This window comes from Caballeronia sp. INML1 (genome assembly GCF_023631085.1).
GTDB lineage: Bacteria > Pseudomonadota > Gammaproteobacteria > Burkholderiales > Burkholderiaceae > Caballeronia > Caballeronia turbans.
The window spans coordinates 55,431-79,916 of sequence record NZ_JALQDT010000012.1 but is presented as its reverse complement, the minus strand read 5'-3'; the positions used below and the strand labels follow the sequence as shown (position 1 = coordinate 79,916).

The 24,486-nt window shown below is 64.4% G+C and carries 25 protein-coding genes; 13 read left to right on the top strand and 12 right to left on the bottom strand.

What is annotated here, in order from left to right; all coding sequences use genetic code 11:
- Window positions 1–24: 24 nt before the first annotated feature.
- From NCR38_RS05295 to NCR38_RS05280, 4 genes are all read right to left on the bottom strand, one after another.
- Window positions 25–378, bottom strand: coding sequence for a RidA family protein (locus NCR38_RS05295; RefSeq protein ID WP_061120079.1), 354 nt, complete (start codon window positions 376–378; stop codon window positions 25–27).
- Window positions 379–440: 62 nt separating this feature from the next.
- Entirely contained in the window at window positions 441–1,361 is a 921-nt protein-coding gene (locus NCR38_RS05290) for an alpha/beta fold hydrolase (RefSeq protein ID WP_250476530.1), read from the bottom strand.
- Window positions 1,362–1,573: 212 nt separating this feature from the next.
- Window positions 1,574–2,215: a CoA transferase subunit B gene (locus NCR38_RS05285; protein WP_061120081.1), complete on the bottom strand. Its 642-nt coding sequence runs from the start codon at window positions 2,213–2,215 to the stop codon at window positions 1,574–1,576.
- A 2-nt stretch (window positions 2,216–2,217) separates the two neighbouring features.
- Window positions 2,218–2,922, bottom strand: coding sequence for a CoA transferase subunit A (locus NCR38_RS05280; RefSeq protein WP_061120082.1), 705 nt, complete (start codon window positions 2,920–2,922; stop codon window positions 2,218–2,220).
- A 220-nt stretch (window positions 2,923–3,142) separates the two neighbouring features.
- Here NCR38_RS05280 and NCR38_RS05275 point away from each other — a divergent pair, with 220 nt between their 5' ends.
- Window positions 3,143–3,688: a LuxR C-terminal-related transcriptional regulator gene (locus NCR38_RS05275; RefSeq protein ID WP_061120148.1), complete on the top strand. Its 546-nt coding sequence runs from the start codon at window positions 3,143–3,145 to the stop codon at window positions 3,686–3,688.
- A gap of 24 nt (window positions 3,689–3,712) precedes the next feature.
- On the opposite strand, the gene NCR38_RS05270 is transcribed toward NCR38_RS05275, so the two are convergent.
- Together NCR38_RS05270 and NCR38_RS05265 are read right to left on the bottom strand one after the other, a co-directional pair.
- Window positions 3,713–4,150 (bottom strand): thioesterase family protein, encoded by a 438-nt coding sequence (locus tag NCR38_RS05270; protein ID WP_061120083.1) that lies wholly within the window; start codon window positions 4,148–4,150, stop codon window positions 3,713–3,715.
- A gap of 41 nt (window positions 4,151–4,191) precedes the next feature.
- A complete protein-coding gene (locus tag NCR38_RS05265) occupies window positions 4,192–4,965 on the bottom strand; it encodes an SDR family oxidoreductase (RefSeq protein WP_061120084.1) in 774 nt (257 codons plus the stop codon).
- Between the two features lie 204 nt (window positions 4,966–5,169).
- Here NCR38_RS05265 and NCR38_RS05260 point away from each other — a divergent pair, with 204 nt between their 5' ends.
- On the top strand, window positions 5,170–6,843 hold the full coding sequence (locus NCR38_RS05260; protein WP_061120085.1) for an electron transfer flavoprotein-ubiquinone oxidoreductase: 1,674 nt from the start codon (window positions 5,170–5,172) through the stop codon (window positions 6,841–6,843).
- A 69-nt stretch (window positions 6,844–6,912) separates the two neighbouring features.
- Here the strand turns inward: NCR38_RS05260 and aroC are convergent, their stop codons facing one another.
- From aroC to NCR38_RS05245, 3 genes are all read right to left on the bottom strand, one after another.
- On the bottom strand, window positions 6,913–8,019 hold the full coding sequence (gene aroC / locus NCR38_RS05255; RefSeq protein ID WP_061120086.1) for a chorismate synthase: 1,107 nt from the start codon (window positions 8,017–8,019) through the stop codon (window positions 6,913–6,915).
- Window positions 8,020–8,077: 58 nt separating this feature from the next.
- Window positions 8,078–10,015 carry an MFS transporter gene (locus tag NCR38_RS05250; RefSeq protein ID WP_061120087.1) on the bottom strand — a complete coding sequence of 646 codons (1,938 nt, stop codon included), beginning with the start codon at window positions 10,013–10,015 and terminating at the stop codon, window positions 8,078–8,080.
- A 210-nt stretch (window positions 10,016–10,225) separates the two neighbouring features.
- Window positions 10,226–10,678, bottom strand: a complete 453-nt coding sequence (locus tag NCR38_RS05245) for a CBS domain-containing protein (RefSeq protein WP_061120088.1) — start codon at window positions 10,676–10,678, stop codon at window positions 10,226–10,228.
- A gap of 240 nt (window positions 10,679–10,918) precedes the next feature.
- Here NCR38_RS05245 and NCR38_RS05240 point away from each other — a divergent pair, with 240 nt between their 5' ends.
- The 3 genes from NCR38_RS05240 to NCR38_RS05230 all read left to right on the top strand — a co-directional run bounded on the left by NCR38_RS05240 (window position 10,919) and on the right by NCR38_RS05230 (window position 13,543).
- Complete coding sequence (locus NCR38_RS05240) at window positions 10,919–12,256, top strand: O-acetylhomoserine aminocarboxypropyltransferase (protein ID WP_061120149.1); 1,338 nt, start codon at window positions 10,919–10,921, stop codon at window positions 12,254–12,256.
- Window positions 12,253–13,095, top strand: a complete 843-nt coding sequence (locus tag NCR38_RS05235; protein ID WP_250476529.1) for an alpha/beta fold hydrolase — start codon at window positions 12,253–12,255, stop codon at window positions 13,093–13,095. Before NCR38_RS05240 ends, NCR38_RS05235 begins: the two co-directional genes overlap by 4 nt.
- A gap of 127 nt (window positions 13,096–13,222) precedes the next feature.
- Window positions 13,223–13,543: an Mpo1-like protein gene (locus NCR38_RS05230; protein WP_061120090.1), complete on the top strand. Its 321-nt coding sequence runs from the start codon at window positions 13,223–13,225 to the stop codon at window positions 13,541–13,543.
- A gap of 28 nt (window positions 13,544–13,571) precedes the next feature.
- On the opposite strand, the gene NCR38_RS05225 is transcribed toward NCR38_RS05230, so the two are convergent.
- The gene (locus NCR38_RS05225) at window positions 13,572–14,879 is read right to left on the bottom strand and encodes a YihY family inner membrane protein (protein ID WP_061120150.1); all 1,308 of its coding nucleotides are present in this window, start codon (window positions 14,877–14,879) and stop codon (window positions 13,572–13,574) included.
- A 96-nt stretch (window positions 14,880–14,975) separates the two neighbouring features.
- Here NCR38_RS05225 and wrbA point away from each other — a divergent pair, with 96 nt between their 5' ends.
- The 5 genes from wrbA to NCR38_RS05200 all read left to right on the top strand — a co-directional run bounded on the left by wrbA (window position 14,976) and on the right by NCR38_RS05200 (window position 19,182).
- Window positions 14,976–15,596, top strand: coding sequence for an NAD(P)H:quinone oxidoreductase (wrbA, locus tag NCR38_RS05220; protein WP_061120091.1), 621 nt, complete (start codon window positions 14,976–14,978; stop codon window positions 15,594–15,596).
- Window positions 15,593–16,003, top strand: a complete 411-nt coding sequence (locus NCR38_RS05215) for a DUF2069 domain-containing protein (protein ID WP_061120092.1) — start codon at window positions 15,593–15,595, stop codon at window positions 16,001–16,003. Before wrbA ends, NCR38_RS05215 begins: the two co-directional genes overlap by 4 nt.
- 159 nt (window positions 16,004–16,162) lie before the next feature.
- Window positions 16,163–17,617: an FAD-binding oxidoreductase gene (locus NCR38_RS05210; RefSeq protein WP_250476527.1), complete on the top strand. Its 1,455-nt coding sequence runs from the start codon at window positions 16,163–16,165 to the stop codon at window positions 17,615–17,617.
- A complete protein-coding gene (locus tag NCR38_RS05205; protein WP_061120094.1) occupies window positions 17,614–18,417 on the top strand; it encodes a metallophosphoesterase in 804 nt (267 codons plus the stop codon). The genes NCR38_RS05210 and NCR38_RS05205 overlap by 4 nt, the downstream gene beginning before the upstream one ends.
- 54 nt (window positions 18,418–18,471) lie before the next feature.
- Window positions 18,472–19,182 (top strand): SOS response-associated peptidase, encoded by a 711-nt coding sequence (locus NCR38_RS05200; RefSeq protein WP_061120095.1) that lies wholly within the window; start codon window positions 18,472–18,474, stop codon window positions 19,180–19,182.
- Between the two features lie 17 nt (window positions 19,183–19,199).
- Here NCR38_RS05200 and NCR38_RS05195 read toward each other — a convergent pair whose 3' ends face one another.
- Entirely contained in the window at window positions 19,200–19,388 is a 189-nt protein-coding gene (locus NCR38_RS05195) for a hypothetical protein (RefSeq protein ID WP_061120096.1), read from the bottom strand.
- Window positions 19,389–19,505: 117 nt separating this feature from the next.
- Window positions 19,506–20,444 carry a LysR family transcriptional regulator gene (locus tag NCR38_RS05190; RefSeq protein ID WP_061120097.1) on the bottom strand — a complete coding sequence of 313 codons (939 nt, stop codon included), beginning with the start codon at window positions 20,442–20,444 and terminating at the stop codon, window positions 19,506–19,508.
- Window positions 20,445–20,612: 168 nt separating this feature from the next.
- Here NCR38_RS05190 and NCR38_RS05185 point away from each other — a divergent pair, with 168 nt between their 5' ends.
- Genes NCR38_RS05185 through NCR38_RS05175 form a run of 3 tightly spaced genes read left to right on the top strand, consistent with a single transcriptional unit; the run spans window position 20,613 to window position 24,482 of the window.
- A complete protein-coding gene (locus NCR38_RS05185) occupies window positions 20,613–22,124 on the top strand; it encodes an efflux transporter outer membrane subunit (protein ID WP_061120098.1) in 1,512 nt (503 codons plus the stop codon).
- Between the two features lie 2 nt (window positions 22,125–22,126).
- A complete protein-coding gene (locus NCR38_RS05180) occupies window positions 22,127–24,292 on the top strand; it encodes an FUSC family protein (protein WP_061120099.1) in 2,166 nt (721 codons plus the stop codon).
- Entirely contained in the window at window positions 24,279–24,482 is a 204-nt protein-coding gene (locus NCR38_RS05175) for a DUF1656 domain-containing protein (protein WP_061120151.1), read from the top strand. Before NCR38_RS05180 ends, NCR38_RS05175 begins: the two co-directional genes overlap by 14 nt.
- The last annotated feature ends 4 nt before the right edge of the window (window positions 24,483–24,486 follow it).

Below are 24,486 nucleotides of genomic sequence, written 5' to 3'. Positions count from 1 at the left end.
CACTACTTCAGGCGAAGCGATGAATCAGCTGCGTTGCGCGGCGATCACGACGATTTCGACGAGGCACGCCGGATTGGCGAGCTTCGCCTCGACCGTCGCGCGCGGCGGCGTGTTGCCTTCCGCGACCCACGAGTCCCACACGGCGTTCATGCCGGGGAAGTGAATCATGTCCGAGATATAGATCTGCACCGAAAGCAGGTGCGACTTGTCGCTGTTCGCTTCCTCGAGCAAGCGGTCGATGTGGCCGAGCACTTCGCGCGTCTGGCCCGTAATGTCCTGGTCCGTGTCTTCTGCGATCTGGCCCGCGAGATATACCGTGCCGTTGTGGATGGCGGTTTCGGAGAGGCGCGGACCGACGTGATGACGAATGACTGCCATTGTGTGTTCCTGATCGATGAAGGGTGAAAAACGGGCACAAGCGACGTGCGCCCAGCCCGATATTATGCCCCGCTGTCGCTATTTTCGAGAAAGAACCCCCTGGCGACAGCGATTTGATCTTCGGCAAGAAATGCCGGCGCATGTCCCGCGCCGGGAATCTCGACGCTCGTCACGGCCTGACCTTTTTCGACCATTTGCGCGACCGTCTCGCGCGACAGCAGATCCGACGTCTCGCCGCGCACGACCAGCACCGGCGTCCTGATCGACGCAAGAGAGCGCCACAGGAACGCCTCGCCGGCCGCATTCTGCTCGTCCGTTGCCGACGTGAACGGCGTCGCGATGCCCGGGTCGTAGCGGAAGCCCCACGCGCCGTCGCGCTCGTGCAGCAGCGGCGTATTGATGCTCGTCCACTCCGCATCGGTCAGCGGCCCGAACGACGCCGCGAGCGCCGCCGCATGCCGCACGCCTTCATCGAGCGATGCGAAGCGCGCTGGCTTGCCGAGATAGTCGCCGATGCGCTGTAGCGCGATCGGCTCGATATGGGGCCCGACATCGTTGAGCAGCATCTTCCGGATGGGCGTATTCGGCAACCCGCCGAGCGCCATGCCGATGAGCCCGCCCATCGACGTGCCGAACCAGTCCACCGTCTCGACGTTCAGACGTGCGATCAGCGTGACCATGTCGGCGACGTATTGCGGCACCCCGTAATAACGCGGGTCGGCAAGCCAGTCGGAGAGCCCTCGTCCCACCACATCCGGGCACACCACGCGATAGTCGCGTGCGAACGCCTGCGCGAGCTTGTCGAAGTCACGGCCCGAACGCGTCAATCCGTGCACGCAAAGCAGCACGCGCGGATTCGCCGGATCGCCCCACTCCGTGTAAGCAATGCGATGCAGACCCGCCGGGCTCGCGCATTGCACGAAGTGCTGTCGCGGATCGCTCAAATCGGAATGCACGGGTTCGACGACGATGGGTGCGGTCATAGAGAGTTCCTCGTGGCAAGTGTCGAAACGATTGTAAAGCGCATCCCGTGGGTTCGAGCGGACGTTGGCCGGATGGACGACCCGCCTGCACGCAGCAAATACCGACGATCGGGCAAAAAAAGAAAACGGGCGAAGCTGCAAAAGCTTCGCCCGCCTGCAATCGGCTCCGAGCCGCGCTCACGCCGCGCAAGCGGCGTTCTGTCAGATCGCCATCACTTCACGCTCGTCACATCGAGCGGCGCGCCCGTTTTCTGCTGGATTTCCTCGGCGGTCACGCCGTCGGCCAGCTCGACCACCTTCAGCCCGGTGTCGGTGACGTCGATCACGCCGAGATCCGTGATGATGCGATCCACGACGCCCACGCCCGTCAGCGGCAACGAGCACTCTTCGAGGATCTTGTGCTGATCGCCCTTCGCGACATGCTCCATCAGCACGACGACGCGCTTCACGCCAGCGACGAGGTCCATCGCGCCGCCCATGCCCTTGATCATCTTGCCGGGGATCATCCAGTTGGCCAGATCGCCCTTCTTGCTGATCTGCATCGCGCCGAGGATCGCCAGGTTGATGTGGCCGCCGCGGATCATCGCGAACGAATCCGCCGACGAAAAGATCGACGAGCCGGGCAGCGTCGTCACCGTCTGCTTGCCGGCGTTGATGAGATCGGCGTCGACTTCGTCTTCATACGGCGACGGGCCGATGCCCAGCAAGCCGTTTTCCGACTGCAGCCACACTTCCATGCCTTCCGGCACGTGATTGGCGACGAGCGTCGGCAAGCCGATGCCGAGGTTCACGTAGAAGCCGTCCTGCAGTTCCTTCGCCGCGCGCGCGGCCATCTGGTCTCGAGTCCAAGCCATGATTACTCTCCTTTCGCGCGGACGATGCGTTGTTCGATGCGCTTTTCCGGATGCGCATTCAGGACGAGGCGTTGCACAAAGATGCCGGGCGTATGAATCATGTCCGGATCGAGTTCGCCCGTCTCGACGATCTCTTCCACTTCGGCCACGGTGATCTTGCCGGCCATCGCGCAGTTCGGGTTGAAGTTGCGTGCCGTGCGGCGATAAATCAGGTTGCCGGACTTGTCCGCCTTCCAGGCTTTCACGAGCGCGACATCGGCCGTCAGCGAATGTTCGAGCACGTAGTGGTTCTCGCCGAACTGGCGCGTTTCCTTGCCTTCCGCGATCACCGTGCCGAAGCCCGTGTTCGTGAAAAACGCCGGGATGCCCGCGCCGCCCGCGCGCAGTTTCTCGGCGAGCGTGCCTTGCGGCGTGAATTCGAGTTCGAGTTCGCCAGCGAGATATTGCCGCTCGAACTCCTTGTTTTCGCCGACGTACGACGAAATCATCTTCTTGATCTGGCGTGTCTCGAGAAGCAGACCCAGCCCGAAACCGTCGACGCCCGCATTATTGCTGATGCAGGTGATGCCCTTCACGCCCGTGTCGCGCAGCGCTTCGATCAGCGCCTCGGGAATGCCGCACAGCCCGAAACCGCCGACGGCGAACGTCTGCCCGTCCTTGACGATGTCCTCGAGCGCGGCTTTCGCGCTGGGATAGACCTTGTTCATCTGAATGTCCCTTCCATGTTGAACCAACTGAAAATCGGTTTTTTGACGCCGCGTTCGCGCTGTCAGGAGCGCGTCGCACGGCCTTTTCGCATGGCGAAAGAGTACTTTGGCGCGGTGATCCGGCACAATACGCAAAAATACATAAGTCTTTGCCCGCGCGCGTTTGGTTCCCGGCGCCTTTTTCGCCGCGAAACGCAAGCGCCCGCGCGCCCGATTTCACATGCGTGCACTGGATTATCAAACCGCGTTTCACCTCGCGCCCGTCGGGCTCGTGCTTTCGCGCGAGCGCATCATCGAGGACTGCAACGAGCAGCTCTGCGCGATATTCGGTTTCGCGCGTGAGGCGCTCATCGGCAAGTCGTTCGAGGTGTTATATCCGTCGCCGGACGAGTTCGCGCGCATCGGTGAGCGCATCGCGGCGCATATCAGCAAGGAAGGCACTTACAGCGACGACCGGATCATGAAGCGGAGAAACGGTGAACTCTTCTGGTGCCACGTGACCGGGCGCGCCCTCGATCGGGCCGCGCCGCATGCGGCGGGCGTCTGGACGTTCGAAGACTTGAGCGCGACGCGGCGGGTGGCGATCGAACTGACGCCGCGCGAGCGGGAGATTGCCGCGCAGCTCGTGACAGGCAAGACGAGCAAGCAGATCGGCCGCGTGCTCGATATCAGCCCGCGCACGGTCGATATCTACCGGGCGCGGCTCATGAGGAAGTACGACACGGGCAATGCCACCGAACTTCTACAGCGGCTGCTCGGCACCTGAGGCATTCAGACCGACCGCGCGCGATCACGACGCCACCGGTATGGCCTTCTCGATGGTCTGCCGCATGAAATCCGGAATCGGCAGCGACTTGCCCGCGGCATAGTCGATCCACACGATCCTCGCCGCGCCACGCGCGTAGAGCACGCCGGGCGCATCGGCGCGATAGAGCTCGAAGCGCGTGTCGAAGCTGCTGCGTCCGGGCTTGCCGACGGACATCCGGCCGATCACGTCGCCGGGATAATGGAGCTGCTTCAGAAACTCCATCGACGCATTCACGATCACCGGCCCTTGCCCCTCGCCATTGCCGCCCGCGATGCCGAGTCGCTCGAACCACGAGATGCGCACCTGTTCCATGTAGCGGAAAAAGACCGTGTTGTTGACGTGGCCGAACGCGTCCATGTCGCCCCAGCGGATCGGCATGGACACATCGATGACGGTGTGAAATTGGCTGTCGGTGCTCATGGACTGCTCTACAGTTGCAAGTGTAAAAAAGAGAAAACCGCTCAGAGCGAAAAGCCATCGTCCGCCGAGATCACCGAGCCGTTCATGAACTGCGATTCGTCGGCTGCGAGCAGCAGCAGCAGACCGTCGAGATCGTCAGGCGAACCCAAGCGGCGGCGCGGCAGCATCGAAATGAGCTTCTGTCCCTGCTCGGTCTTCCAGTGATGATGATTGATTTCGGTGTCGATGTAACCCGGGCAGATCGCGTTGACGTTGATGCCGTGGCGGCCCCATTCGAGCGCCATCGCCTTCGTCATCTGCACGACGGCGGCCTTGCTCATCGCATAGAGGCCAATCTGCGGGAACACGCGCAAGCCGGCCACGGACGCCACGTTGATGATGCGATACGCCGGCTTGGCCGCGCCGTTGCCGCGCATGATCATGCGCTTCGCGACTTCCTGCGCGACGAAAAACGCGCCCCGCACGTTCGTGCCGAAGACGAACTCGAAGTCAGCGGGCGTGACCTCCGTGAGCTTCTGCGTGGTCGACACACCCGAGTTATTGACGAGGATGTCGATGGTACCCGCTTCGGTCTCCGCATGCGCAACCGCCGATTTGACGCTCTGGTAATCCGTCACATCGAGCGAGACGACGTGCGCCGCGCCGCCCGACGCCTCGATTTCGGCGCGCAGTTCCTTCAGGCGCTCGGTGCGACGGCTCGCGAGCACCACCTTGGCGCCTGCCTGCGACAGCACTTGTGCGAAACGCTTGCCCAAACCACTGGACGCGCCGGTGATCAGCGCGACCTTGCCTTCCAGGTTGATCGAACGGCCCATTGTGCTTCCTTTTTATGGTTGGCTCAGCCCTGACGGGCGCACAGACGCGCCGATGCGGGCTATAAGCATCAACACCGATAGCGCGGGTGTCGTGGATAATAGTACGGTCGTGCTAAATTGGCGAGCTTTTGGTTGCAGCCCGCTTCGCCTTCCCTGAAAATACGCGATCCCGAAAGGGCATTCTAACGGTACATAGGAGCATTGATGACCCCGGCGAGCCTCATCGAGCAGTACGGTCCCCGCGAATCGATGGAATACGACGTCGTCATCGTTGGCGGGGGACCAGCCGGTTTGTCGGCGGCCATCCGGTTGAAGCAACTGGCGGAGGAGAAAGGCGTCGAAATCGGCGTGTGCGTGCTGGAGAAAGGCTCCGAGATCGGCGCGCACATTCTGTCCGGCGCGGTGATGGACCCGCGCGGCCTCTCCGAACTCATTCCCGACTGGAAGGAAAAAGGCGCTCCGCTCGACGTCGAAGTGACCGAGGACCGGTTCCTTTTCCTGACGCAGAGCGACGCGAAGCAGGTGCCGAACTGGCTGCTTCCCGACAACTTCAAGAATCACGGCAACTACGTCATCAGCCTCGCGAACGTGACGCGATGGCTCGGCCAGCAGGCCGAGGCGCTCGGGGTGGAGATCTTTCCGGGCTTTCCGGCCGCCGAAGTGCTCTATGCCGAGGACGGTTCGGTGCGCGGGGTCGTCACGGGCAACATGGGCGTCGGCAAGGATGGCGAGCCGACCGAGAATTTCCAGCTCGGCATGGAACTGCACGCGAAATACACGCTTTTCTGCGAAGGCGCGCGCGGGCATCTCGGCCGTCAACTGGTCGACAAGTTCAAGCTCAACCAGAATTCCGATCCGCAGGTGTATGGCATCGGCATCAAGGAGCTGTGGGAAATCGATCCGGTCAAGCACAAGCCGGGACTCGTGATCCACACAGCCGGTTGGCCGCTCGAACCCGACACCTACGGCGGCTCGTTCCTCTACCACATGGACAACAATCAGGTGGTGGTGGGCTTTGTCGTCGGGCTGGGGTATTCGAATCCGTATCTGTCGCCGTTCGAGGAATTCCAGCGCTACAAGACGCATCCGTCGATCCGACCGTTCCTCGAAGGCGGCAAGCGCATTTCTTACGGCGCGCGGGCGATCACCGCGGGCGGCCTCATGTCGCTGCCAAAGCTCGCGTTCCCGGGCGGCGCGCTCGCGGGCGACGACGCGGGCTTTCTCAACGCATCGCGCATCAAGGGCAGTCACGCGGCGATCAAGTCCGGCAAGATGGCTGCCGAAGCCGCGTTCGAAGCCGTGCAGGCGGGCCGCCAGAACGACGAACTCACTGCTTACCCCGAAGCGTTCGACAGTTCGTGGCTCAAGACCGAGCTGTATCGCGCGCGCAACTTCAAGCAGTGGATGAGCAAGGGCCTCTACCTCGGCACCTTCATGGTCGGCCTCGAGCAAAAGGTGATGGGCGGCAACGTGCCGTGGACGCTGCATCATCAGCATTGGGATCACGAGATGCTGAAGCCGGCGTCGCAGTGCAAGCCGATCGTCTATCCGAAGCCCGATGGCAAGCTCACGTTCGACCGTCTCTCGTCGGTGTTCATCTCGAACACGAATCACGAAGAGAATCAGCCAGCGCATCTGACGCTGAAGGATCCGAGCGTGCCGGTCAACGTGAACCTGCGCACCTATGCCGGTCCGGAAGGCCGCTACTGCCCGGCCGCGGTGTACGAGTTCGTCAAGTCCGACGACGGCAACGAGCGCCTGCAGATCAACGCGCAAAACTGCGTGCACTGCAAGACGTGCGACATCAAGGACCCGACGCAGAACATCGTGTGGGTTACGCCGGAAGGCGGCGGCGGGCCGAACTATCCGAACATGTGATTTCTGCTTCGCCGAAAGAAAACGGGCGCCGGTCGTTGAGACCGGCGCCCGTTTTTTTAATGCTTCGACTTATTCCGTCGGTGCTTGCGCCGCTATCTTGGGCGTGTCGACCACGACATCGCCGCATTGCGCCCGATGACGCAGCGCGTGATCCATCAGCACGAGCGCGAGTAGCGCTTCGGCGATCGGCGTAGCGCGAATGCCGACGCACGGATCGTGACGCCCGAAGGTCTCGACGGTCGCGCTCGCGCCTTGCTTGTCGATCGACTGACGCGGCGTGCGAATGCTCGAGGTCGGTTTGATCGCGATCGACACCCTGATGTCCTGTCCGCTCGAAATGCCGCCGAGAATACCGCCCGCGTTGTTGGCCGCGAAGCCTTCGGGCGTCATCTCGTCGCCGTGCTGCGAACCGCGTTGCGCGACGCTTGCGAAGCCCGCGCCGATCTCGACGGCCTTCACTGCATTGAGGCCCATCATCGCGTGAGCGATGTCGGCATCGAGCCGGTCGTACAGCGGCTCGCCGAGTCCGACGGGCACCCCCGTCGCAACGACCTCGATGCGCGCGCCCACAGAATCGCCATCACGGCGCAGTCCGTCCATGTACGCTTCGAGTTGCGGCACGATTTCGGCATTCGGCGAGAAGAACGGGTTCTCGGGCACGTGCTGCCAGTCGACGAACGGAATCTCGATTTCACCCAGCGCGCTCATGCAGCCGCGCGTCTCGAGACCGAACTTCTCGCGCAGCCACTTCTTCGCGACCGCGCCCGCGGCGACGGTCGGCGCAGTGAGACGCGCCGACGAACGGCCGCCGCCGCGATAGTCGCGCACGCCGTACTTCTGCCAATAGGTGTAGTCCGCATGACCCGGCCGGAACGTCTGAGCGATGTTGCCGTAGTCCTTGCTGCGCTGATCGGTATTGCGGATCAGGAGCGCGATGGGCGTGCCGGTCGTCACGCCTTCGAACACGCCGGAGAGAATTTCGACCTGGTCCGCTTCCTGACGCTGCGTGACATGACGCGACGTGCCGGGGCGGCGGCGATCGAGTTCGATCTGGATATCGGCTTCGGTGAGCGCCATGCCGGGCGGGCAGCCGTCGATCACGCAGCCGATCGCCGGACCATGCGACTCGCCGAAGTTCGTGACGGTGAAGAGCGTGCCAAGGGTATTGCCGGACATGAGCGTCGACCTGAAAGAAGTGTCGGGGGAAACCGATATTATGCCAGCGCCGCCGCGCTCAGCGCCTTGCGCCGCGCAGCGCGCTCACCACGTCCTGCAGATGTTGCGGCGTCACGTCCTCGGGCGCGATCGGCTCGCCGACCGCGAGCGTCAGCCGCGTCATCGCGCCGCGCTGAATCGGACGCGGCCATTGCGCATCCTCGTGGCGCGAGAACACGCTGCCCCAGAGCCCGCGCAGCGCCATCGGCACGACGGGCGCGGGATGACGCCGCAGAATCTCCGAGACGCCATGCCGGAACGGATTGATCTCGCCGGTGCGCGTCAGCTTGCCTTCAGGAAAGATGCAGACGAGATCGCCCGCTTTGAGCGCCTGCCCGCATGCAGCGTAGGCGCGTTCGAGCATGTCGGCGTTTTCATGCGCGGGCGCGACCGGGATCGCCTTCACATGCCGGAACATCCAGCCGACGAACGGCGTCCGGAAAATGCGGTAATCCATCACGAAGCGGATCGGACGCGGGCTTTCGGCCATGATGACGACCGCGTCGACGAAACTCACGTGATTGCACACGAGCACGGCCGCGCCATGCGAGGGAATACGCTCGGCGCCGACGAGACGAATGCGGTAGAACGTGTGCACCAGAATCCACGCGATAAAGCGCAGCAGAAACTCGGGCACGAGCGAATAGATATAGACGGCGACGACGACATTGAGGAGCGCCGTGGCCAGAAAGAGCCCCGGAATGCCGACGCCGAACGACGTGAGCGCAAGCGCCATCAGCGCGGAGACGATCATGAAAAACGAGTTGAGGATATTGTTCGCCGCGATGATGCGCGCCCGGTGAGTGGGCTGACTGCGCGCCTGAATCAGCGCATAGAGCGGCACGCTGTAAAAACCGCCGAACATCGCGAGCAGGAACAGGTCCGCGAGAATGCGCCAGTGGGGCAGCGCGAGCAGGAATTCGCCGACGTCGAGCAAGTGCCCCGCGGGCGCGATGCGGTGGCTCGCGAAGAAAAGATCGATCGCGAACACGCTGATGCCGATCGAGCCCAGCGGCACGAGCCCGATCTCGACGCGGCGCTTCGACAGCCGCTCGCACAACAGCGATCCCGTACCGATGCCGATGGAAAACGTCGCGAGAAGAATGGTCACGACATCAGGATCGGCAGACAGCACATCCTTCGCGAAATTAAAGAAAGACGTGAGAAAGGTCGCCCCGACGAACCAGAGCCACGAAATCCCGAGCAGGCTGAGAAACACGGTGCGATCGGCCCGCGCGAGCTTGAGATTGCGCCACGTCTCGGAAAACGGATTCCAGTTGATGCGCAGGTCCGGCTGCGACGCGTCCGACTTCGGTACGAACGCCGAGGCCACGCGCCCGATGATCGCGAACGCGACGCACGCGACGGCGAGGAGCATCGCGCCGTGCTCCATCGCGCCCGCCGCCGCCCCGCCGATGATCGTGCCGATCAGGATCGCGACGAACGTGCCCATTTCGACGAGCCCGTTGCCGCCGACGAGTTCATGCGAATCGAGATGCTGCGGCAGATATGCATACTTCACCGGCCCGAAGACGGTCGAGTGGACGCCCATCAGAAAGGTGCATGCGTAAAGAAGCGGCGCGCTGTGCATCAGGAAGCCCGCGCCGCCGATCAGCATCACGACGATCTCGAAGGTCTTCACGAGGCGCGCGAGCACGGCTTTGTCATACTTGTCGGCGATCTGCCCGGAGGTTGCGGAGAACAGCACGAACGGTACGATGAAGATCGCGGAAATCAGGAACGCGGCCGTCTTCGGATCGACGCCGGAAAAACGTGCGGCCTGGAAGGTGACGAGCGATGTGAAGCCGACCTTGAAGATGTTGTCGTTCATCGCGCCGAGGAACTGCGTCCAGAAGAACGGCGCGAAACGGCGCTCGCGCAGGAGGCGGAACTGGCTTTCGCCTTCGTGCGAACGTCGGGAAGTGCGCGACGAGGCGCGCATCGGTTTGTCACTCATGTCTTGTGTACAGGTTGAGTTCGGCGTTGATCCGTGCATAGGGCGATCGAATCCGAATGAAACGAGAACCAGGCCGAAGGCTCGCCTTGCTGCCGGCCAGACGAAAAAAAGCGCGCCATGAGGGCGCGCTGCGGACACTGCATTCTGCGCGAAGCATCGGCTCGTACATCATGCCGCGAAGCGCGACGCCTCGCGGCACGACATCGACGCTCAGCGGGCTTCTTCCTGCTGCTCGGGCCAGTCGCGAATATAAGCCTTCAACATGCGATTTTCGAAGCCCTGCTCTTCCACGACGGCCTTGGCCACGTCGTAGAACGAGATGACGCCCATCAACTGACGATTCTCCATGACAGGCAGATAGCGCACGTGATGCTCCAGCATCATGCGGCGCACTTCGTTTACATCCGTTTCCGGCGTGCACGTGAGCGGATGGTCGTCCATGATCTTGCGGATGGTCGTGGCGCCGACCGAGCCGCTGTTGTTGTGCAAGGTCAGGATGATCTCGCGGAAGGTCAGCATGCCGACCAGGTCGCCGTACTCCATCACGACGAGCGAGCCGATATCGTGCGCAGCCATCGTGTCGATCGCGTCGGAGAGCGGCGTATCGGGTGTCACCGTAAAGAGCGTGTTGCCCTTTACTTTCAGAATGTCGCTGACTCGCATGACTGTCTCCTCGCGAAATGCCTGTTCGGATGCTCAAACGGTGATGAAACCATAGGTCGATGCTATCGGAAAGGCTCGCAAAAAGAAAGCGAACAAGGCCCGCATCAGCCGAACGGACAAGGCTTTGCGCGTTTTTTGACAAGCGTTCGCCCTAGGTTTGGGCACGCGCTTCCGATGTTACGATGATTGACCCTCATTTTTGCCGCATGCCGGCGCCGCCTCGCGCGCCGGCCGCCTATGATGCCAGCCAATCGTTTCGACACGCTCGCGCTGCATGCGGGCGCCGCGCCCGACCCCGCCACCGGCGCGCGCGCGACGCCGATTTATCAGACCACCTCGTTCACCTTCCGTGACAGCGATCACGCCGCGGCGCTCTTCAACATGGAGCGTTCGGGGCATGTGTATTCGCGCATCTCGAATCCGACCGTCGCGGTGTTCGAGGAACGCGTCGCGGCGCTCGAAGGCGGCGTCGGCGCCATCGGCACGGCGAGCGGCCAGGCCGCGCTGCATCTCGCCATCGCGACGCTGATGGGCGCGGGTTCGCATATCGTCGCGTCGAGCGCGCTATACGGCGGCTCGCACAACCTGCTGCATTACACGCTGCGGCGCTTTGGCATTGAGACGACTTTCGTCCCGCCGCACGATCTCGACGCGTGGCGCGCCGCCGCGCGGCCGAACACGCGGCTTTTCTTCGGCGAAACGCTCGGCAATCCGGGCCTCGACGTGCTCGATATCGCGGGCGTCGCGGAAATCGCGCACGAGCACGCAGCGCCGCTGCTCGTCGATTCCACCTTCACCACGCCTTATCTGTTGCGCCCGTTCGAGCATGGCGCGGACCTCGTCTATCACTCCGCCACCAAATTTCTGGGCGGCCACGGGACGACGATCGGGGGCGTGCTCGTCGACGGCGGCACCTTCGATTTCACCGCGAGCGGGCGCTTTCCGGAGTTCACCGAGCCTTACGACGGCTTTCACGGCATGGTGTTCGCCGAAGAGAGCACGGTCGCGCCGTTCCTGCTGCGTGCCCGGCGCGAGGGCCTGCGTGATTTCGGCGCGTGCCTGCATCCTCAAGCGGCCTGGCAACTGCTGCAAGGCATCGAGACGTTGCCGCTGCGCATGGACCGGCATGTCGCGAATACGCGCAAGGTGATCGAGTTCCTGCTGAGCTCGCCGGCAGTTGAAGGCGTGGCCTATCCGGAACTGCCGACGCACCGCGATCGCGCGCTCGCCGCGCGTCTGCTGCCACGCGGCGCGGGAGCGGTGTTCAGCTTCGATTTGAAGGGCGGCGTGCCGGCGGCGCGCAAGTTCATCGAAACGCTCACGCTGTTTTCGCATCTCGCGAACGTCGGCGATGCGCGCTCGCTCGTGATCCATCCCGCCTCGACCACGCACTTCCGCATGGACGCCGCCGCGCTCGAAGCCGCAGGCATCGGGCCGGGGCGCATCCGTCTTTCGATCGGACTCGAGGACCCGGACGATCTCATCGACGATCTCAAGCGCGGGCTGAAGGCCGCCCAGAAAGCCGCTGAAAGCGGTCAGGACGCCGGCGCGGCCGCGCCGCTCGGGAGCCGCGCATGATCCTCGACGTGCACGGCCGCGCCGCCTACGCCTACACCGGCGGCAAATCGCTCGACGCCGCCCGGCCCGCCATCGTATTCATCCACGGCGCCGAGCACGACCACAGCGTATGGGCGCTGCAGACGCGCTATTTCGCGCATCACGGCTTCGGCGTGCTGGCGCTCGACCTTCCGAGTCACGGACGAAGCGACGGGCCGGCGCTGCCGACCATTGGCGAGCTTGCCGACTGGGTGATCGCCGTACTCGACGCGGCGAATGTGCAAAAGGCGATGTTCGTCGGCCACAGCATGGGTTCGCTGATCGCGCTCGACGTCGCGGGCCGCTATCCCGCGCGCGCGACAGGCCTAGCCCTGCTCGCGACCGCCGCGCCGATGGCCGTCTCCGACACGCTGCTCGACGCCGCGCGCGAGCACGAGCCCGAGGCGATCGCGATGGTCAATCAGTGGTCGCATTCCACGATCGCCGCGAAGCCGTCCAGTCCCGCGCCCGGTTTCTGGTTGCAAGGCGTGAACCAGCGGCTCATGGAGCGCGTGAGCCTGCGCGGCGAAGCGCTCCTGTTTCATACCGATTTCAGCGCCTGCAACACTTACGCGGATGCCCTCGAACGCGCGGCCGCCGTGCGCTGCCCGGTGTGCGTCGTGAGCGGCATGCGCGACATGATGACGCCGCCGCGCGCCGCCCGACCGCTCGTCGATGCGCTCAGGAAGGCCGGTGCCACGGTGCAATCGGTGGAACTCGACGCCGGGCACGCGCTGATGTCCGAGCAGCCCGACGCGACGCTCGACACATTGTTCGCGTTCGCACTCGCCTGCCTCAAAACGGACACGAAGGCCGGCTGAACCGCGCGTGCTCGCTGCGGCCGCTTGCATGGCGCGCGTCGCAGTCGCAGAATGATTCTTGCCGGCCAATCGTCAGACAGGCGCACACCGCCTGCGCGACACCGGCTGCATCATCAGGGAGGCCGCCATGGCGCACACCGCACACGGTGAACATTTCGCGAATTTCGCCGAGTTCTATCCCTATTACCTCGACGAACACCGGAACCTGGTCTCGCGCAGGCTGCATTTCATCGGCTCACTCGGCGTGATCGGCTGCGTCGCGATGGCGGTCGCGACCGGCGACTGGCTCTGGCTGCCCGCGGCCGTCGTCTGCGGCTACGGCTTCGCGTGGATCGGCCATTTCTTTTTCGAGAAGAACCGCCCCGCGACGTTTCGCCATCCGGTCTACAGCCTGATGGGCGACTGGGTGATGTTCAAGGACATCTGCGTCGGCAAGATCTCGCTTTGATCCGCGCGCGACAAACGCCGGCATTCGCTCAGGCGGGCTGCTCCGGCATCGACGAGCGCGGCGCCTCGCGCAGGCGCGGATTCGTGAGCGCGGACACCCGCGCGGCGATTAGCGAGCCGAGCGTGATCTCCAGCTTTTCGTTCTCCAGCGCGTTCATGAGCGCGGCGCAATCGACCTGCGCCGCGTCCAGCTTCAGTTGGTATTCCAGCTCGGCGCGGTCGATCACGAACTGCTCGAAGAGCATCGTCACCGTGATCTGACTCGGATTGGCGATGAGGATGTAGCGCGGCATGCGCGAATCCTCCAGCCGGCCGATCCAGCCGAGCGCGTCGAGCCGTGCGATCAGGCGCGTCGACGTATCCAGATCGCAGCGCGCCATGCTGGAAAGCTGCAATGCGGTGTGGCCTGGTTTGCCTTCGTCGCGCGCCTCGACGAGCCGCGCGAGGATTTCGAGTGCGTCGAGCAGATCGCTGCCCGGAAAATCACGCCGATGATACTGGCCCGTGCGAATGGCAGGCAGCGCGGACGTGACCATCGCGCCGATGAGCGCGAACATCCAGCACAGATAGACCCACAGCAGGAACACCGGCAGCGCGGCGAATGCGCCATAGACAGCGGTATAGGTCGGAATGCGCCGCACGTAATAGCCGAAGCCGCGCTTGCCGAGTTCGAAAGCGACCGCCGCGATCAATCCGCCGACGATCGCATCGCGCCACTCTACCTTGCAGTTCGGCATGTAGACGTAAATGATCGTGAAGGCGAGCGCCGTGACCGGCAGCGAGAGGCCCGTCAGCGCCCATTCGACGATCGGCGGCATCAGGTTGTGCGAGCCCGCGAACGCGACCGAATGCGCAAACACGTAGGACGAGATGGACAGGCTGCAGCCGAAGAGAATCGGCCCGAGCGTGATGATCGACCAATAGACGAGCACGCGTTGCGCGATCGGACGCGCCTTCTTCACGCGCCAGATCACGTTGAACGCGGACTCGACCGTCATCATCGTCATGACGGAGGTCACGAACAGGATGATCATGCCGACGGTCGTGAGCCCCTTGGCCTTCGACGCGAACTGGTTCAGATACTTGAAGATCTGATCGTTGATCTGCGGCGGCATCAGATGCACCGCAAGGAAATCCTGCAGCGACGCCTGGAACGAACCGAAGATCGGGAACGCAGTGAAGAGCGCGAAGGCGACGGTGGCGAGCGGTACGAGCGACAGCACGCTCGTGAACGTGAGGCTGCCCGCCACTTGCGCGACGCGATCTTCGCCGATGCGTCGCGCGACGAAGCTGGCGAGCCGCTTGACCGCCGCGAGATCGATGGAAACGTGCTGCAAACGCATTCTCCCGTCATGGCGAAGCGCCTGCGCAAAGCCGCGTCTCGCCACGAAAATCACCCAATACCTATAATAGCCGTTCACTAAAAAAGCCTTATGAACGACATCCTCGTGCTCTATTACAGCCGCCACGGCGCGACCCGCGAGCTTGCGCTCGCGATTGCCCAAGGCGTCGACAGCGTGCCCGGCATGCAAGCCCGTGTGCGCACGGTTGCGCCGGTCTCCGCCGTCTGCGAAGCCACCCACCCCGACATTCCCGCCGACGGCCCGCCTTACGCCGAGCTGCGCGATCTCGAAGAATGCGCGGGCCTCGCGCTCGGCTCGCCGACGCGCTTCGGCAACATGGCCGCGCCGCTCAAATACTTCCTCGACGGCACGACGCCGCAGTGGCTTTCCGGCGCGCTGGCGGGCAAGCCCGCGAGCGTCTTCACGTCGACCGGGAGTCTGCACGGCGGTCAGGAAAGCACCCTGCTCTCGATGATGCTGCCGCTCTTGCACCACGGCATGTTGATCGTCGGCATCCCGTACACCGAGTCGCGGCTGACCACGACGCAAAGCGGCGGCACGCCCTACGGCGCGTCGCATCACGCGCGCGCGGGCAGCGACGAAAACCAGCTCCACGGCATTTCCGCCGACGAGAAGGCGCTGGCCATCGCGCTCGGCGCCCGGCTTGCGCGCACCGCGCTCAATCTCGTACGCGGCGCTCGCTCGGCATGAACTTGCCGCTGAACGCACCCGCCGCCGCGAATCCGCGATCGAACGCCGCGTTCGCACTGGCCGCGCTCGCGAGCCTTGTGGCGCTCATTGCGCTCGCGCTCGCCTGGGAACTCTGGCTCGCACCGCTGCGGCCCGGCGCATGGGCGCTCGCGTTGAAGGGGCTGCCGCTGGCGTGCGCGCTGCCGGGCGTCGCGCGCAAGAACGTCTACACGCTGCAATGGGCGTCGATGCTCGTACTTCTTTATCTGGCCGAAGGCGTCGTGCGCGGCATGACCGACGCGGGTCTGTCCGCTTCGCTCGCCTGGCTCGAAGCGCTCCTCGCCCTTGCCTTCTTCGTTTGCGCGCTCGCTTACGTCGCGCCTTTCAAACGCGCGGCCCGGTTGAACGCACGTTCGAAAAAAAGCTGATCCAGCCGCTTTTCTGAAGTCTGCATCGCCAGGACGTGATGCTTTTTAGCACGAAACGCGTGCCGACGCGCGTGCCTATGCCATTCGGACGAGGGTGGCGCGCCGCATCACTGCGCGATACTGTGCACTACGCTCCATCGGATTCCTTGCTCATCTGACATGACCGCAACTGAAGCTTTCATCGCCGCCTGCGCCGACGTTCTCGGCACGCCGCACGTCCTCACCGACGCCCACGATACCGAGCCCTACCTCGTAGACTGGCGCAAGCGCTATCGCGGCAGTGCATGCGCCGTGCTGCTGCCCGCCGACACGATGCAGGTCGCGGCAGTCGTGCGGCTCGCACGCGAGCATCGCATCGCGATCGTGCCGCAGGGCGGCAACACCGGTCTCGTCGGCGGTGCAACGCCCGATGCGAGCGGCGCGCAAGCAGTCGTGAGCCTGAAGCGGCTTAATCGCATTCGCAACGTTGATCCGCACAACAACACGATGACCGTCGAAGCGGGCGTCGTGCTCGCCGAAATTCAGGCGCACGCCCAAAGCGCGCAACGGCTCTTCCCCTTGAGTCTCGCCGCCGAAGGCAGTTGCACGATCGGCGGCAATCTCTCCACGAACGCGGGCGGCACCGGCGTGCTGCGCTACGGCAACACGCGCGAGCTGTGCCTCGGACTCGAAGTCGTGACGCCTCAAGGCGAAATCTGGGACGGCCTGCGCGGACTGCGCAAGGACAACACCGGCTACGATCTGCGCGATCTCTACATCGGCGCGGAAGGCACGCTCGGCATCATCACGGCGGCGGTCATGAAGCTGCATCCGGCGCCGGTCGCCAGGGTCACGGCGCTGGCCGGACTTGCGACGCCGCACGCCGCGCTCGATTTCCTCTCGCTGGCGCTACACCACGCGGGCGCGCTGCTGACAGGCTTTGAGCTCATGTCCGACTTCTCGATGCGCCTCGTCGGCAAGCATTTCCCGCAACTGCGCTATCCGTTCGACGAGCCGCACGGGCAGACCGTCCTGCTCGAACTCTCCGACAGCGAAAGCGATGCGCACGCGCGCGCCCTTTTCGAGCGGCTGATGGAAGAAGCGCTCGAAAAGGGCATCGTGGAGAACGCCGTCGTCGCGGAGAGTCTCGCGCAGTCGCAGGCCTTCTGGAGCTTGCGCGAGCATATTCCGCTCGCGCAGGCGGAAGAGGGCCTGAACATCAAGCATGACATTGCCGTGCCCATTTCGAGCATCGGCCGCTTCATCGACGAAACCGATGCGATCATCGCGGACGCGGTGCCCGGCGTGCGCATGGTGACGTTCGGCCATCTCGGGGACGGCAATCTGCACTACAACGTGCAGGCGCCCGAAGGCGTCGATGCGAAACAGTTCCTCGACGAGTTCCAGACGCCGATCAACGCGCTCGTGTACGACCAGGTGCACAGGCATCGCGGCAGCATCAGCGCCGAGCACGGTCTCGGGCAGTTGAAAGTCGATGAAGCGATGCACTACAAGTCGCCGGTCGAAGTGCGCCTCATGCAGACGATCAAGGCCGCGCTCGATCCGGACAACCTGATGAATCCCGGCAAGGTCGTGCGCTCGCGCGCGTCGTCCGCGAAGGAGAACATCGCATGAAGATTCGCGTGCTATCCGATCTGCATCTCGAATGCGACGAGCCGCTGGCGATCCCCTACGCCGAGGCCGATCTCGTCGTGCTGGCGGGCGATATCCACAATCACGCCGAAGGCTTGCGCTGGGCCGCGGAAAATTTCGGTTCCGATGTGCCCGTCATCTACGTGCCCGGTAACCACGAGTACTACGACGCCGAGTTCGGCGCAATGGAAGCAGCGATGCAGGACGCCGCGCGCAGCGTCGACAACGTGCACTATCTGAACAATGCGTCGCTGGTGGATCGCCGTGGGGCATGGCGTGTGCTCGGCACGACGCTCTGGACGGACTTCGCGCTGTTCGGATCCAGTGACGCGGAGATCGAAAACGCCAAAGAGGCGTGCACGAAGGTCATGCTCGATTACAAAGGCCTGATCCAGCTCGCATGGCCCGAGCCCGACGGCGAGCCCCGCGAGTTCACACCCGACGATTCCCTCGCCCTGCACGAACAGGCTCGCGCCTGGCTCGAAGGCGAACTCGCGAAGCCGTTCGCGGGCCAGACGATCGTCGTCACGCACCACGCGCCGATGCGCGAAAGCCTCGCGCGGCGCTACGCGGAAGATCTCGTATCGGCGGGCTTCGTCAATCATCTGCCATCGCTCGCGCGTGCGCCCGCATCGCTGTGGATTCACGGTCATACGCATACATCGTTCGATTACGTCGTCGAGGGCACGCGCGTCGTGTGCAATCCGCGCGGCTATTTCCACCGCCGCCGCCAGCAATGGGAGAATCCCGAGTTCGCGTGGGACAAGGTCGTCGAGATCTAGCGCAGCAACGCGTCAGAAGCACGGAAACCGTGTTGGACTTTGCGGAGGAACGCCATGTGCGGCCGAATCAGCCAGTACCGACTGCCGATGCATTACGCGCAACGCCTGCATCTGAAAAATCCGTTCGTCCTCGTGGACGCCGCCGACAGGCGTCCGGGCTATAACCTCGCACCGGGCACGCATCCGCTCGCCATCTATCCCGACGAAACCATCCGCGCGGTTCATTGGGGCTACTGCCCGCCGTGGGCCATACAGAAGAAGCTGCCGCAGACCATCAACGCGCGCGTCGAAACCGCCGCGACGAGCGCGTATTACAAGCATTTATGGAGGAAGGCGCGCATTCTCGTGCCGGCCGATGGCTGGTTCGAATGGCGCATCGAGCCGCGTCCGACAGATCCGGCGACGAAGCCCTTCAAGCAACCGTATTTCATCCAGCGCGCCGACGGCGAGCCGATGTACCTCGCGGCGCTCACCAGCATCACGCGCGACGAGGACGCCGCGGCCCCCGGCGCGGGCTTCGTCATCGTGACGGCGGCGGCGGACGAAGGCCTGATCGATGTGCACGACCGCCGTCCGCTCGTGTTTTCGCCCGCCGTCGCGCGACGCTGGCTCGATCCCGGCGCATCACTCGAGGATCTCGCGGCGCTCGTCAAGGCGGACGGCGTGTCGGCGTCGCACTTCGTGTGGCATCGCGTTTCGAGCGACGTCAATCGCGCAACGAACGACGAGCCGCGACTCATCGAGCCGCTCGAAACGCAGCTCTGACCACCGTCCCGCGAAGATCAGCGATCGTAAGGGTCGCGCATGCGCCGCGCAAGCGCCTCCCGATCGTCGTCGATGCGCACCGGAACGAGGCGCCGCTTCGCGTTGCGCTCCGACTGGGCGCGCGTGGCGTTGAAGAGATCGCGCGACGCCGGAACGGCGATCAACACCAGAAGCGCGGCGAGTGCGAGCAGAAGTGGCGTACTCATGTGATTTATCCCGGTAGAAATGCGGTGGAACCAGTGCAGAAAGTATCAAGCTGCGGGCACATCGTGCGTAAGCAAGTGTTGCGCTCCGGACTTTTTGGTAACTGACCGCGCACCGCTTCAGGCGACGACGAATTCCTTCAACGACTCGGTGTCCGCGGCGAGCGTGTCGGGCAGCGCCTCGCGCAGGAACTCCACCCACGTGCGGATCTTCGCGTCGAGATACTGGCGCGACGGATAAAGCGCGTATACGTTCAGCTCCTGCATCGTGTATTGCGGCAACACGCGCACGAGCGTGCCCGCGCGCAGGCCGGGAAGCGCGGACGAAGTCGGCAGCACGCCGATGCCCATGCTCTCGCGGATCGCCACGACCATCGCCTCCGCGACGTTCACCGTGAACGTCGACGGGCCGAGACTCACCGTTTCCTGCCCGTTCGGGCCGTCGAACACCCAGCGATCCGGCGGAAACACCGGCGTCATCAGATGCAGGCAGGTATGGCGCACGAGATCGGAGAGCACGTGCGGGGCGCCGTGCTGCTCGATATAAGCCGGCGAAGCGCACGCGATGCTGAACACCGAGCCGAGCCGCGCCGACACGAGTCCGGAGTCCGGCAGATCGGACGCGAGCACGACGGACACGTCGTAGCCTTCGTCGAGCAAATCCGGCACGCGCTGCGCGAGCGTCAGATCGACCTGCACGGAAGGATGGCGCTGCTGATAGCGCGAGATCATCGGCACGATGTAGTGCTGGCCGAAGCTCGTCATCGAATGAACCTTGAGCTTGCCCGAGGGACGCGCGTGGGCGTCGCCGGCCTCGGCTTCCGCCTGATCGACATAGGCCAGGATCTGCTCGCAGCGTTGCAGATAGCGCTCTCCGGCTTCGGTGAGCGCGATGCGCCGCGTCGTGCGATTCAGCAAGCGCGCGCGCAGGTGCGCTTCGAGGTCCGATACGGCCCGCGAAGCGTAGGCCGTCGTCGTATTGAGATGCTGCGCGGCCGCGGTGAAGCTGCCCGCTTCGACGACCCGCACAAATACGCGCATGTTCTGGAGCGTGTCCATGGCGCTTTTCCGTCTTCAAGAACTGTTCGTGGGTCGAATTGTTGCACGTCAGGTAACAACGATTATCACATCCATCGTAAAAATGCTTTGCATCCTTACGGGTTATTCGACAATCCACGCAAAAATATAATCACTTCCTTGAATCTAATTCCAATTCGGGAGTGAATCGTGGGAGGGCGAGTCTTCGGAAGCGCTGGTTGCGCCGCCGTTCTTACAGCCATATTAACAATTGCCGGGTGCGCGAGCACGGGCAGGATCGCGCCGCAAGACTCGCTCACGGACGCATCCACGCTCGACGCCGGCAGCGCCATTCGCGCCGCCAATGCCGACGCCCGGTGGCCCGACGATCAATGGTGGCGCGCCTATCGCGACCCGCAGCTCGACGCCTGGATTTCACGCGCGACCCACGGCAGTCCCACACTCGCGATGGCCGCTGCACGCGTGCGCGAAGCGCAGCAACAGGCGGGCGTCGCGCGCTCCGAGCTCTTGCCGCACGTGGACGGTGCGATGAGCGTCTCCCGCAAGAACTGGCCCAATAACGATTTCTACGGCCCCGGCCCGTTCGCCGACACGACGACCTGGGACAACATTGCCGGCCTCTCGCTGTCCTACAACCTCGACCTCTGGCATCGCGACGACAACAACGCCGAACGCGCGCTCGACGTCGCCCATGTGCGGGCCGCCGATGCGCGCGCCGCGCAGCTCGAGCTCGAAACGAACGTGGTGCGCGCGTACATCGGCTTCTCGCAGTCGTTCGCGCTGCTCGATATCGCGGAGGACACGCTCGCGCAGCAGGAACGCATCGCCGAACTCGCGCGTCGGCGTCTGAAGGGCGGCCTCGGCACGCAGCTCGAAGTGAGCCAGGCCGAAGCGCCCCTGCCCGAGTACGAGCGTCAGGTCGATGTCTACAAGGAAGAAATCCAGCTCGCGCGCAATCAACTGGCCGCGCTCGCAGGCGAGGGTCCGGGCGCGGGTGAAGCGCTCACGCGTCCGGCGTTGTCGCTTGCGACGCCGCTGCCCCTGCCCTCCGCGCTGCCGGCGGAGCTCGTCGGGCATCGGCCCGATATCGTCGCGGCGCGCTGGATGGTCGCGGCGCAGGCGCGCGGCATCGACGTGGCGAAGGCCGGTTTCTACCCGAACATCAATCTCGCCGCGTCGCTGACACAGGCATTCGCGGGCGGTGCGCTGCTCAGCTTCCTGACGCGCGATGCGTCGGGCTACAGCTTCGGCCCGGCGATCTCGCTGCCGATCTTCGAAGGCGGACGCCTGCGCGCGCAGCTCGGTGCGGCATCGGCGCAGTACGATCAGGCCGTCGATCACTACAACGCGACGCTCGTCGCGGCGCTGAAGGACATTGCCGATCAGGTCGTGCGCGTGCATTCGCTCGACACGCAGCTCGAAGCGTCCGGCCGCTCCGTCGCCGCCGCGCGCAAGAACTACGATCTCGCGAACGAAGGCTACAAGCGCGGGCTCACCGATTACCTGAACGTGCTCGTTGCACAGTCGCAGTTGCTCAAGGCGCAGGACGGCCAGGCGCGCGTGCGCGCGCAACGGCTCGCCTCTTACGCGACGCTCACGTCGGCGCTCGGCGGCGGCATCGACGATCCGTCGAACGGGCCCGAACAGACCGCGCTCGCGCCGTCGAAGCACATCGGGCCGTTCAGCAAGGCGCGGAACTGAGCATGTCGACGCCCGCTACTTTCACCGAACGACCGTCGCTCAAGCTGGCTGTGCTCGACTGGGCGCGCACCGACGGCCTCGCGTGGGTCTACATCTTCAAGGCCGTGCTCGCCGCACTTTTGGCGCTGTGGATCGCGATGCGCCTCGACATGCAGCAGCCGCGCACCGCGATGACCACCGTGTTCGTCGTGATGCAGCCGCAAAGCGGCATGGTGCTCGCCAAGAGCTTCTATCGCTTCTGCGGGACGATGGTCGGCCTCGTCGTGATGATGGTCTTCATCAGCCTGTTCTCTCAGCAGCCGGTGCTGTTTCTTTCGGCGACGGCGCTCTGGGTCGGCATCTGCACGGCGGGCGCGGCGCGCAACCGCAACTTTCGCTCGTACGGCTTCGTGCTCGCGGGCTACACGGCCGCGCTGATCGGCATTCCGGCGGCGCAGCATCCGGAGGCCGCATATTTGTCGGCGCTCACGCGCGTCGGCGAAGTGACGCTCGGCATCGTGTGTTCCGGCGCGGTAAGCGCGCTCATCTTTCCGCAGCATGCGGGCGAGCAGGTCCGCACAACCGTGCGCCGGCGCTTCACGCAGTTCGTCGATTATGTGTGCCGCGCGCTGGCGGGCAAGATGGAACGCGCGCAGATCGAGCGGACGAATCTCGCGTTCGTGTCGGATATCGTCGGCTTCGAGGCCGCGCGCAGTGTGGCCGTGTTCGAAAACCCCGAATCGCGCATGCGCGGCGGGCGGCTCGCACGTCTGAACAGCGAGTTCATGAGCGCATCGACGCGCTTTCATGCGCTGCATCAGTTGATGAACCGGCTGCGTGAGAACGCGTCGGCGACGACCATCGCCGCGCTCGAGCCGTTCTTTCGCGAAGTGCCGCCGCTCTTCTCACTGTCGGGCGAGCCGGTGCGCAACGCCGCCGACGCCGCCCACGCCGCCGCGCAGTTGCGCGAATACAAGGCCGCCCTGCCGAAGCGCGTGCGTGCGGCGCGTGCCGCGCTCGAAACGAATCCGGAGTTCGCGCAACTGGAGTTCGATACCGCGGCGGAACTGCTCTACCGCTTCGTCGACGACATGCTCGCGTATGCCGAAACGTACGCGTCGCTGACATCGCCCTCGCACGAACGCGAGCGCTGGATCGCGCGCTACGTGCCTAAGACCAACCTGCTCGCGGCGGCCATCTCGGGCTTGCGCGGCGCGGTCGTGATGTTCGTCCTCTCCGCGTTCTGGATCGAAACCGCATGGCCGAGCGGCGGCACGATGGTGCTCAACGCCGCGGCCGTGTGCGCGCTCGCCTCGTCCTCGCCGCGCCCGACGCTCATGTCGGCGCAAATGGCCATCGGCACGATGCTCGCGGCCGTCGCCGGCATGATCGTCGTGTTCGGCGTGTTTCCGCATATCGACGGCTTCGCGATGATGTGCGCCGCGCTCGCGCCCGCCCTGCTGCTCGGCGCGTATCTGAGCACGCGGCGCACGCTCGCGGGCGTGGGCATCGGCTATTGCATCTTCTTCTGCTTTCTCGCGGGGCCGGACAACCTGGTCCACTACGATCCGACCGGCTTCATGAACGATGCGATCGCGCTCGTGCTGTCGATGATCGTCGCCGCGATCGCCTTCGCCGTGCTCCTGCCGACCGATGCGCCGTGGCTGCGTCATCTGCTGCTCGGCGATTTGCGGCGCGAAGTCGTGAACGCGCGCCGCGGACGTCTCGCGACCCTCACGACGCACTTCGAGAGCCGCACGCGCGATCTGCTCTCCCAGATCAACGCGCTCGCCAACGGCCGTCCGGAGTTGCAACGCGATGCGCTGCAATGGCTCTTCGCGGTGCTCGAATTCGGCAATGCGGTGATCGACCTGCGGCGGGAAACCGGGAACTTACCGATCGGGCGCGGCTCGGTCGATGCGACGCTCGATGCGGTCGCGCGGCTCTTCGATCGACCGCAGGCGAAGCGCTTCGACGCCGCGCTCGCCGCCACGGAACGCGCGATCTCCGATATCCAGGCGCTGCTCGTCCTGGCCGAGCGGCCGCGCGAGGAAAGACATCGGTTAGAGCGCATCGCGAGTCATCTGCATTTCATCCGCACCGCGCTGCTCGATCACGAATCACCGTTCGCCCGGTTTGCGCCTGCCGGGAAACACACGCATGAAGGAGCGCTCCATGTTTGCGCGTAACGTCGCGATTTTCGAAGCCTATGTGCCGACGATCCTGCTGCTCTTCATCGCAGGCGCGATGATCACGTGGGTCGTCGACCGCGTGCTCGCGCTGACCGGACTCTATCGCGTGGTCTGGCATCCGGCGCTTTTTCGCGCAAGCCTGCTCGTGTGCATCTGCGGCACGCTCGGACTCGTCGCTTACGCGTAAGCGG

Excerpts from the sequence above, each read along its gene's own strand:
- NCR38_RS05180 (WP_061120099.1), top strand. The coding sequence starts at position 22,127 with ATGTCGACGCCCGCTACTTTCACCGAACGACCGTCGCTCAAGCTGGCT.
- NCR38_RS05240 (WP_061120149.1), top strand. The coding sequence starts at position 10,919 with ATGCCAGCCAATCGTTTCGACACGCTCGCGCTGCATGCGGGCGCCGCG.
- NCR38_RS05290 (WP_250476530.1), bottom strand. The coding sequence starts at position 1,361 with ATGACCGCACCCATCGTCGTCGAACCCGTGCATTCCGATTTGAGCGAT.
- NCR38_RS05260 (WP_061120085.1), top strand. The coding sequence starts at position 5,170 with ATGACCCCGGCGAGCCTCATCGAGCAGTACGGTCCCCGCGAATCGATG.
- NCR38_RS05275 (WP_061120148.1), top strand. The coding sequence starts at position 3,143 with ATGCGTGCACTGGATTATCAAACCGCGTTTCACCTCGCGCCCGTCGGG.
- NCR38_RS05250 (WP_061120087.1), bottom strand. The coding sequence starts at position 10,015 with ATGAGTGACAAACCGATGCGCGCCTCGTCGCGCACTTCCCGACGTTCG.
- NCR38_RS05285 (WP_061120081.1), bottom strand. The coding sequence starts at position 2,215 with ATGGCTTGGACTCGAGACCAGATGGCCGCGCGCGCGGCGAAGGAACTG.
- NCR38_RS05205 (WP_061120094.1), top strand. The coding sequence starts at position 17,614 with ATGAAGATTCGCGTGCTATCCGATCTGCATCTCGAATGCGACGAGCCG.
- NCR38_RS05280 (WP_061120082.1), bottom strand. The coding sequence starts at position 2,922 with ATGAACAAGGTCTATCCCAGCGCGAAAGCCGCGCTCGAGGACATCGTC.
- NCR38_RS05265 (WP_061120084.1), bottom strand. The coding sequence starts at position 4,965 with ATGGGCCGTTCGATCAACCTGGAAGGCAAGGTCGCGCTGATCACCGGC.
- NCR38_RS05195 (WP_061120096.1), bottom strand. The coding sequence starts at position 19,388 with ATGAGTACGCCACTTCTGCTCGCACTCGCCGCGCTTCTGGTGTTGATC.
- wrbA (WP_061120091.1), top strand. The coding sequence starts at position 14,976 with ATGAACGACATCCTCGTGCTCTATTACAGCCGCCACGGCGCGACCCGC.
- NCR38_RS05270 (WP_061120083.1), bottom strand. The coding sequence starts at position 4,150 with ATGAGCACCGACAGCCAATTTCACACCGTCATCGATGTGTCCATGCCG.
- aroC (WP_061120086.1), bottom strand. The coding sequence starts at position 8,019 with ATGTCCGGCAATACCCTTGGCACGCTCTTCACCGTCACGAACTTCGGC.
- NCR38_RS05245 (WP_061120088.1), bottom strand. The coding sequence starts at position 10,678 with ATGCGAGTCAGCGACATTCTGAAAGTAAAGGGCAACACGCTCTTTACG.
- NCR38_RS05200 (WP_061120095.1), top strand. The coding sequence starts at position 18,472 with ATGTGCGGCCGAATCAGCCAGTACCGACTGCCGATGCATTACGCGCAA.
- NCR38_RS05190 (WP_061120097.1), bottom strand. The coding sequence starts at position 20,444 with ATGGACACGCTCCAGAACATGCGCGTATTTGTGCGGGTCGTCGAAGCG.
- NCR38_RS05215 (WP_061120092.1), top strand. The coding sequence starts at position 15,593 with ATGAACTTGCCGCTGAACGCACCCGCCGCCGCGAATCCGCGATCGAAC.
- NCR38_RS05230 (WP_061120090.1), top strand. The coding sequence starts at position 13,223 with ATGGCGCACACCGCACACGGTGAACATTTCGCGAATTTCGCCGAGTTC.
- NCR38_RS05175 (WP_061120151.1), top strand. The coding sequence starts at position 24,279 with ATGTTTGCGCGTAACGTCGCGATTTTCGAAGCCTATGTGCCGACGATC.
- NCR38_RS05235 (WP_250476529.1), top strand. The coding sequence starts at position 12,253 with ATGATCCTCGACGTGCACGGCCGCGCCGCCTACGCCTACACCGGCGGC.
- NCR38_RS05295 (WP_061120079.1), bottom strand. The coding sequence starts at position 378 with ATGGCAGTCATTCGTCATCACGTCGGTCCGCGCCTCTCCGAAACCGCC.
- NCR38_RS05210 (WP_250476527.1), top strand. The coding sequence starts at position 16,163 with ATGACCGCAACTGAAGCTTTCATCGCCGCCTGCGCCGACGTTCTCGGC.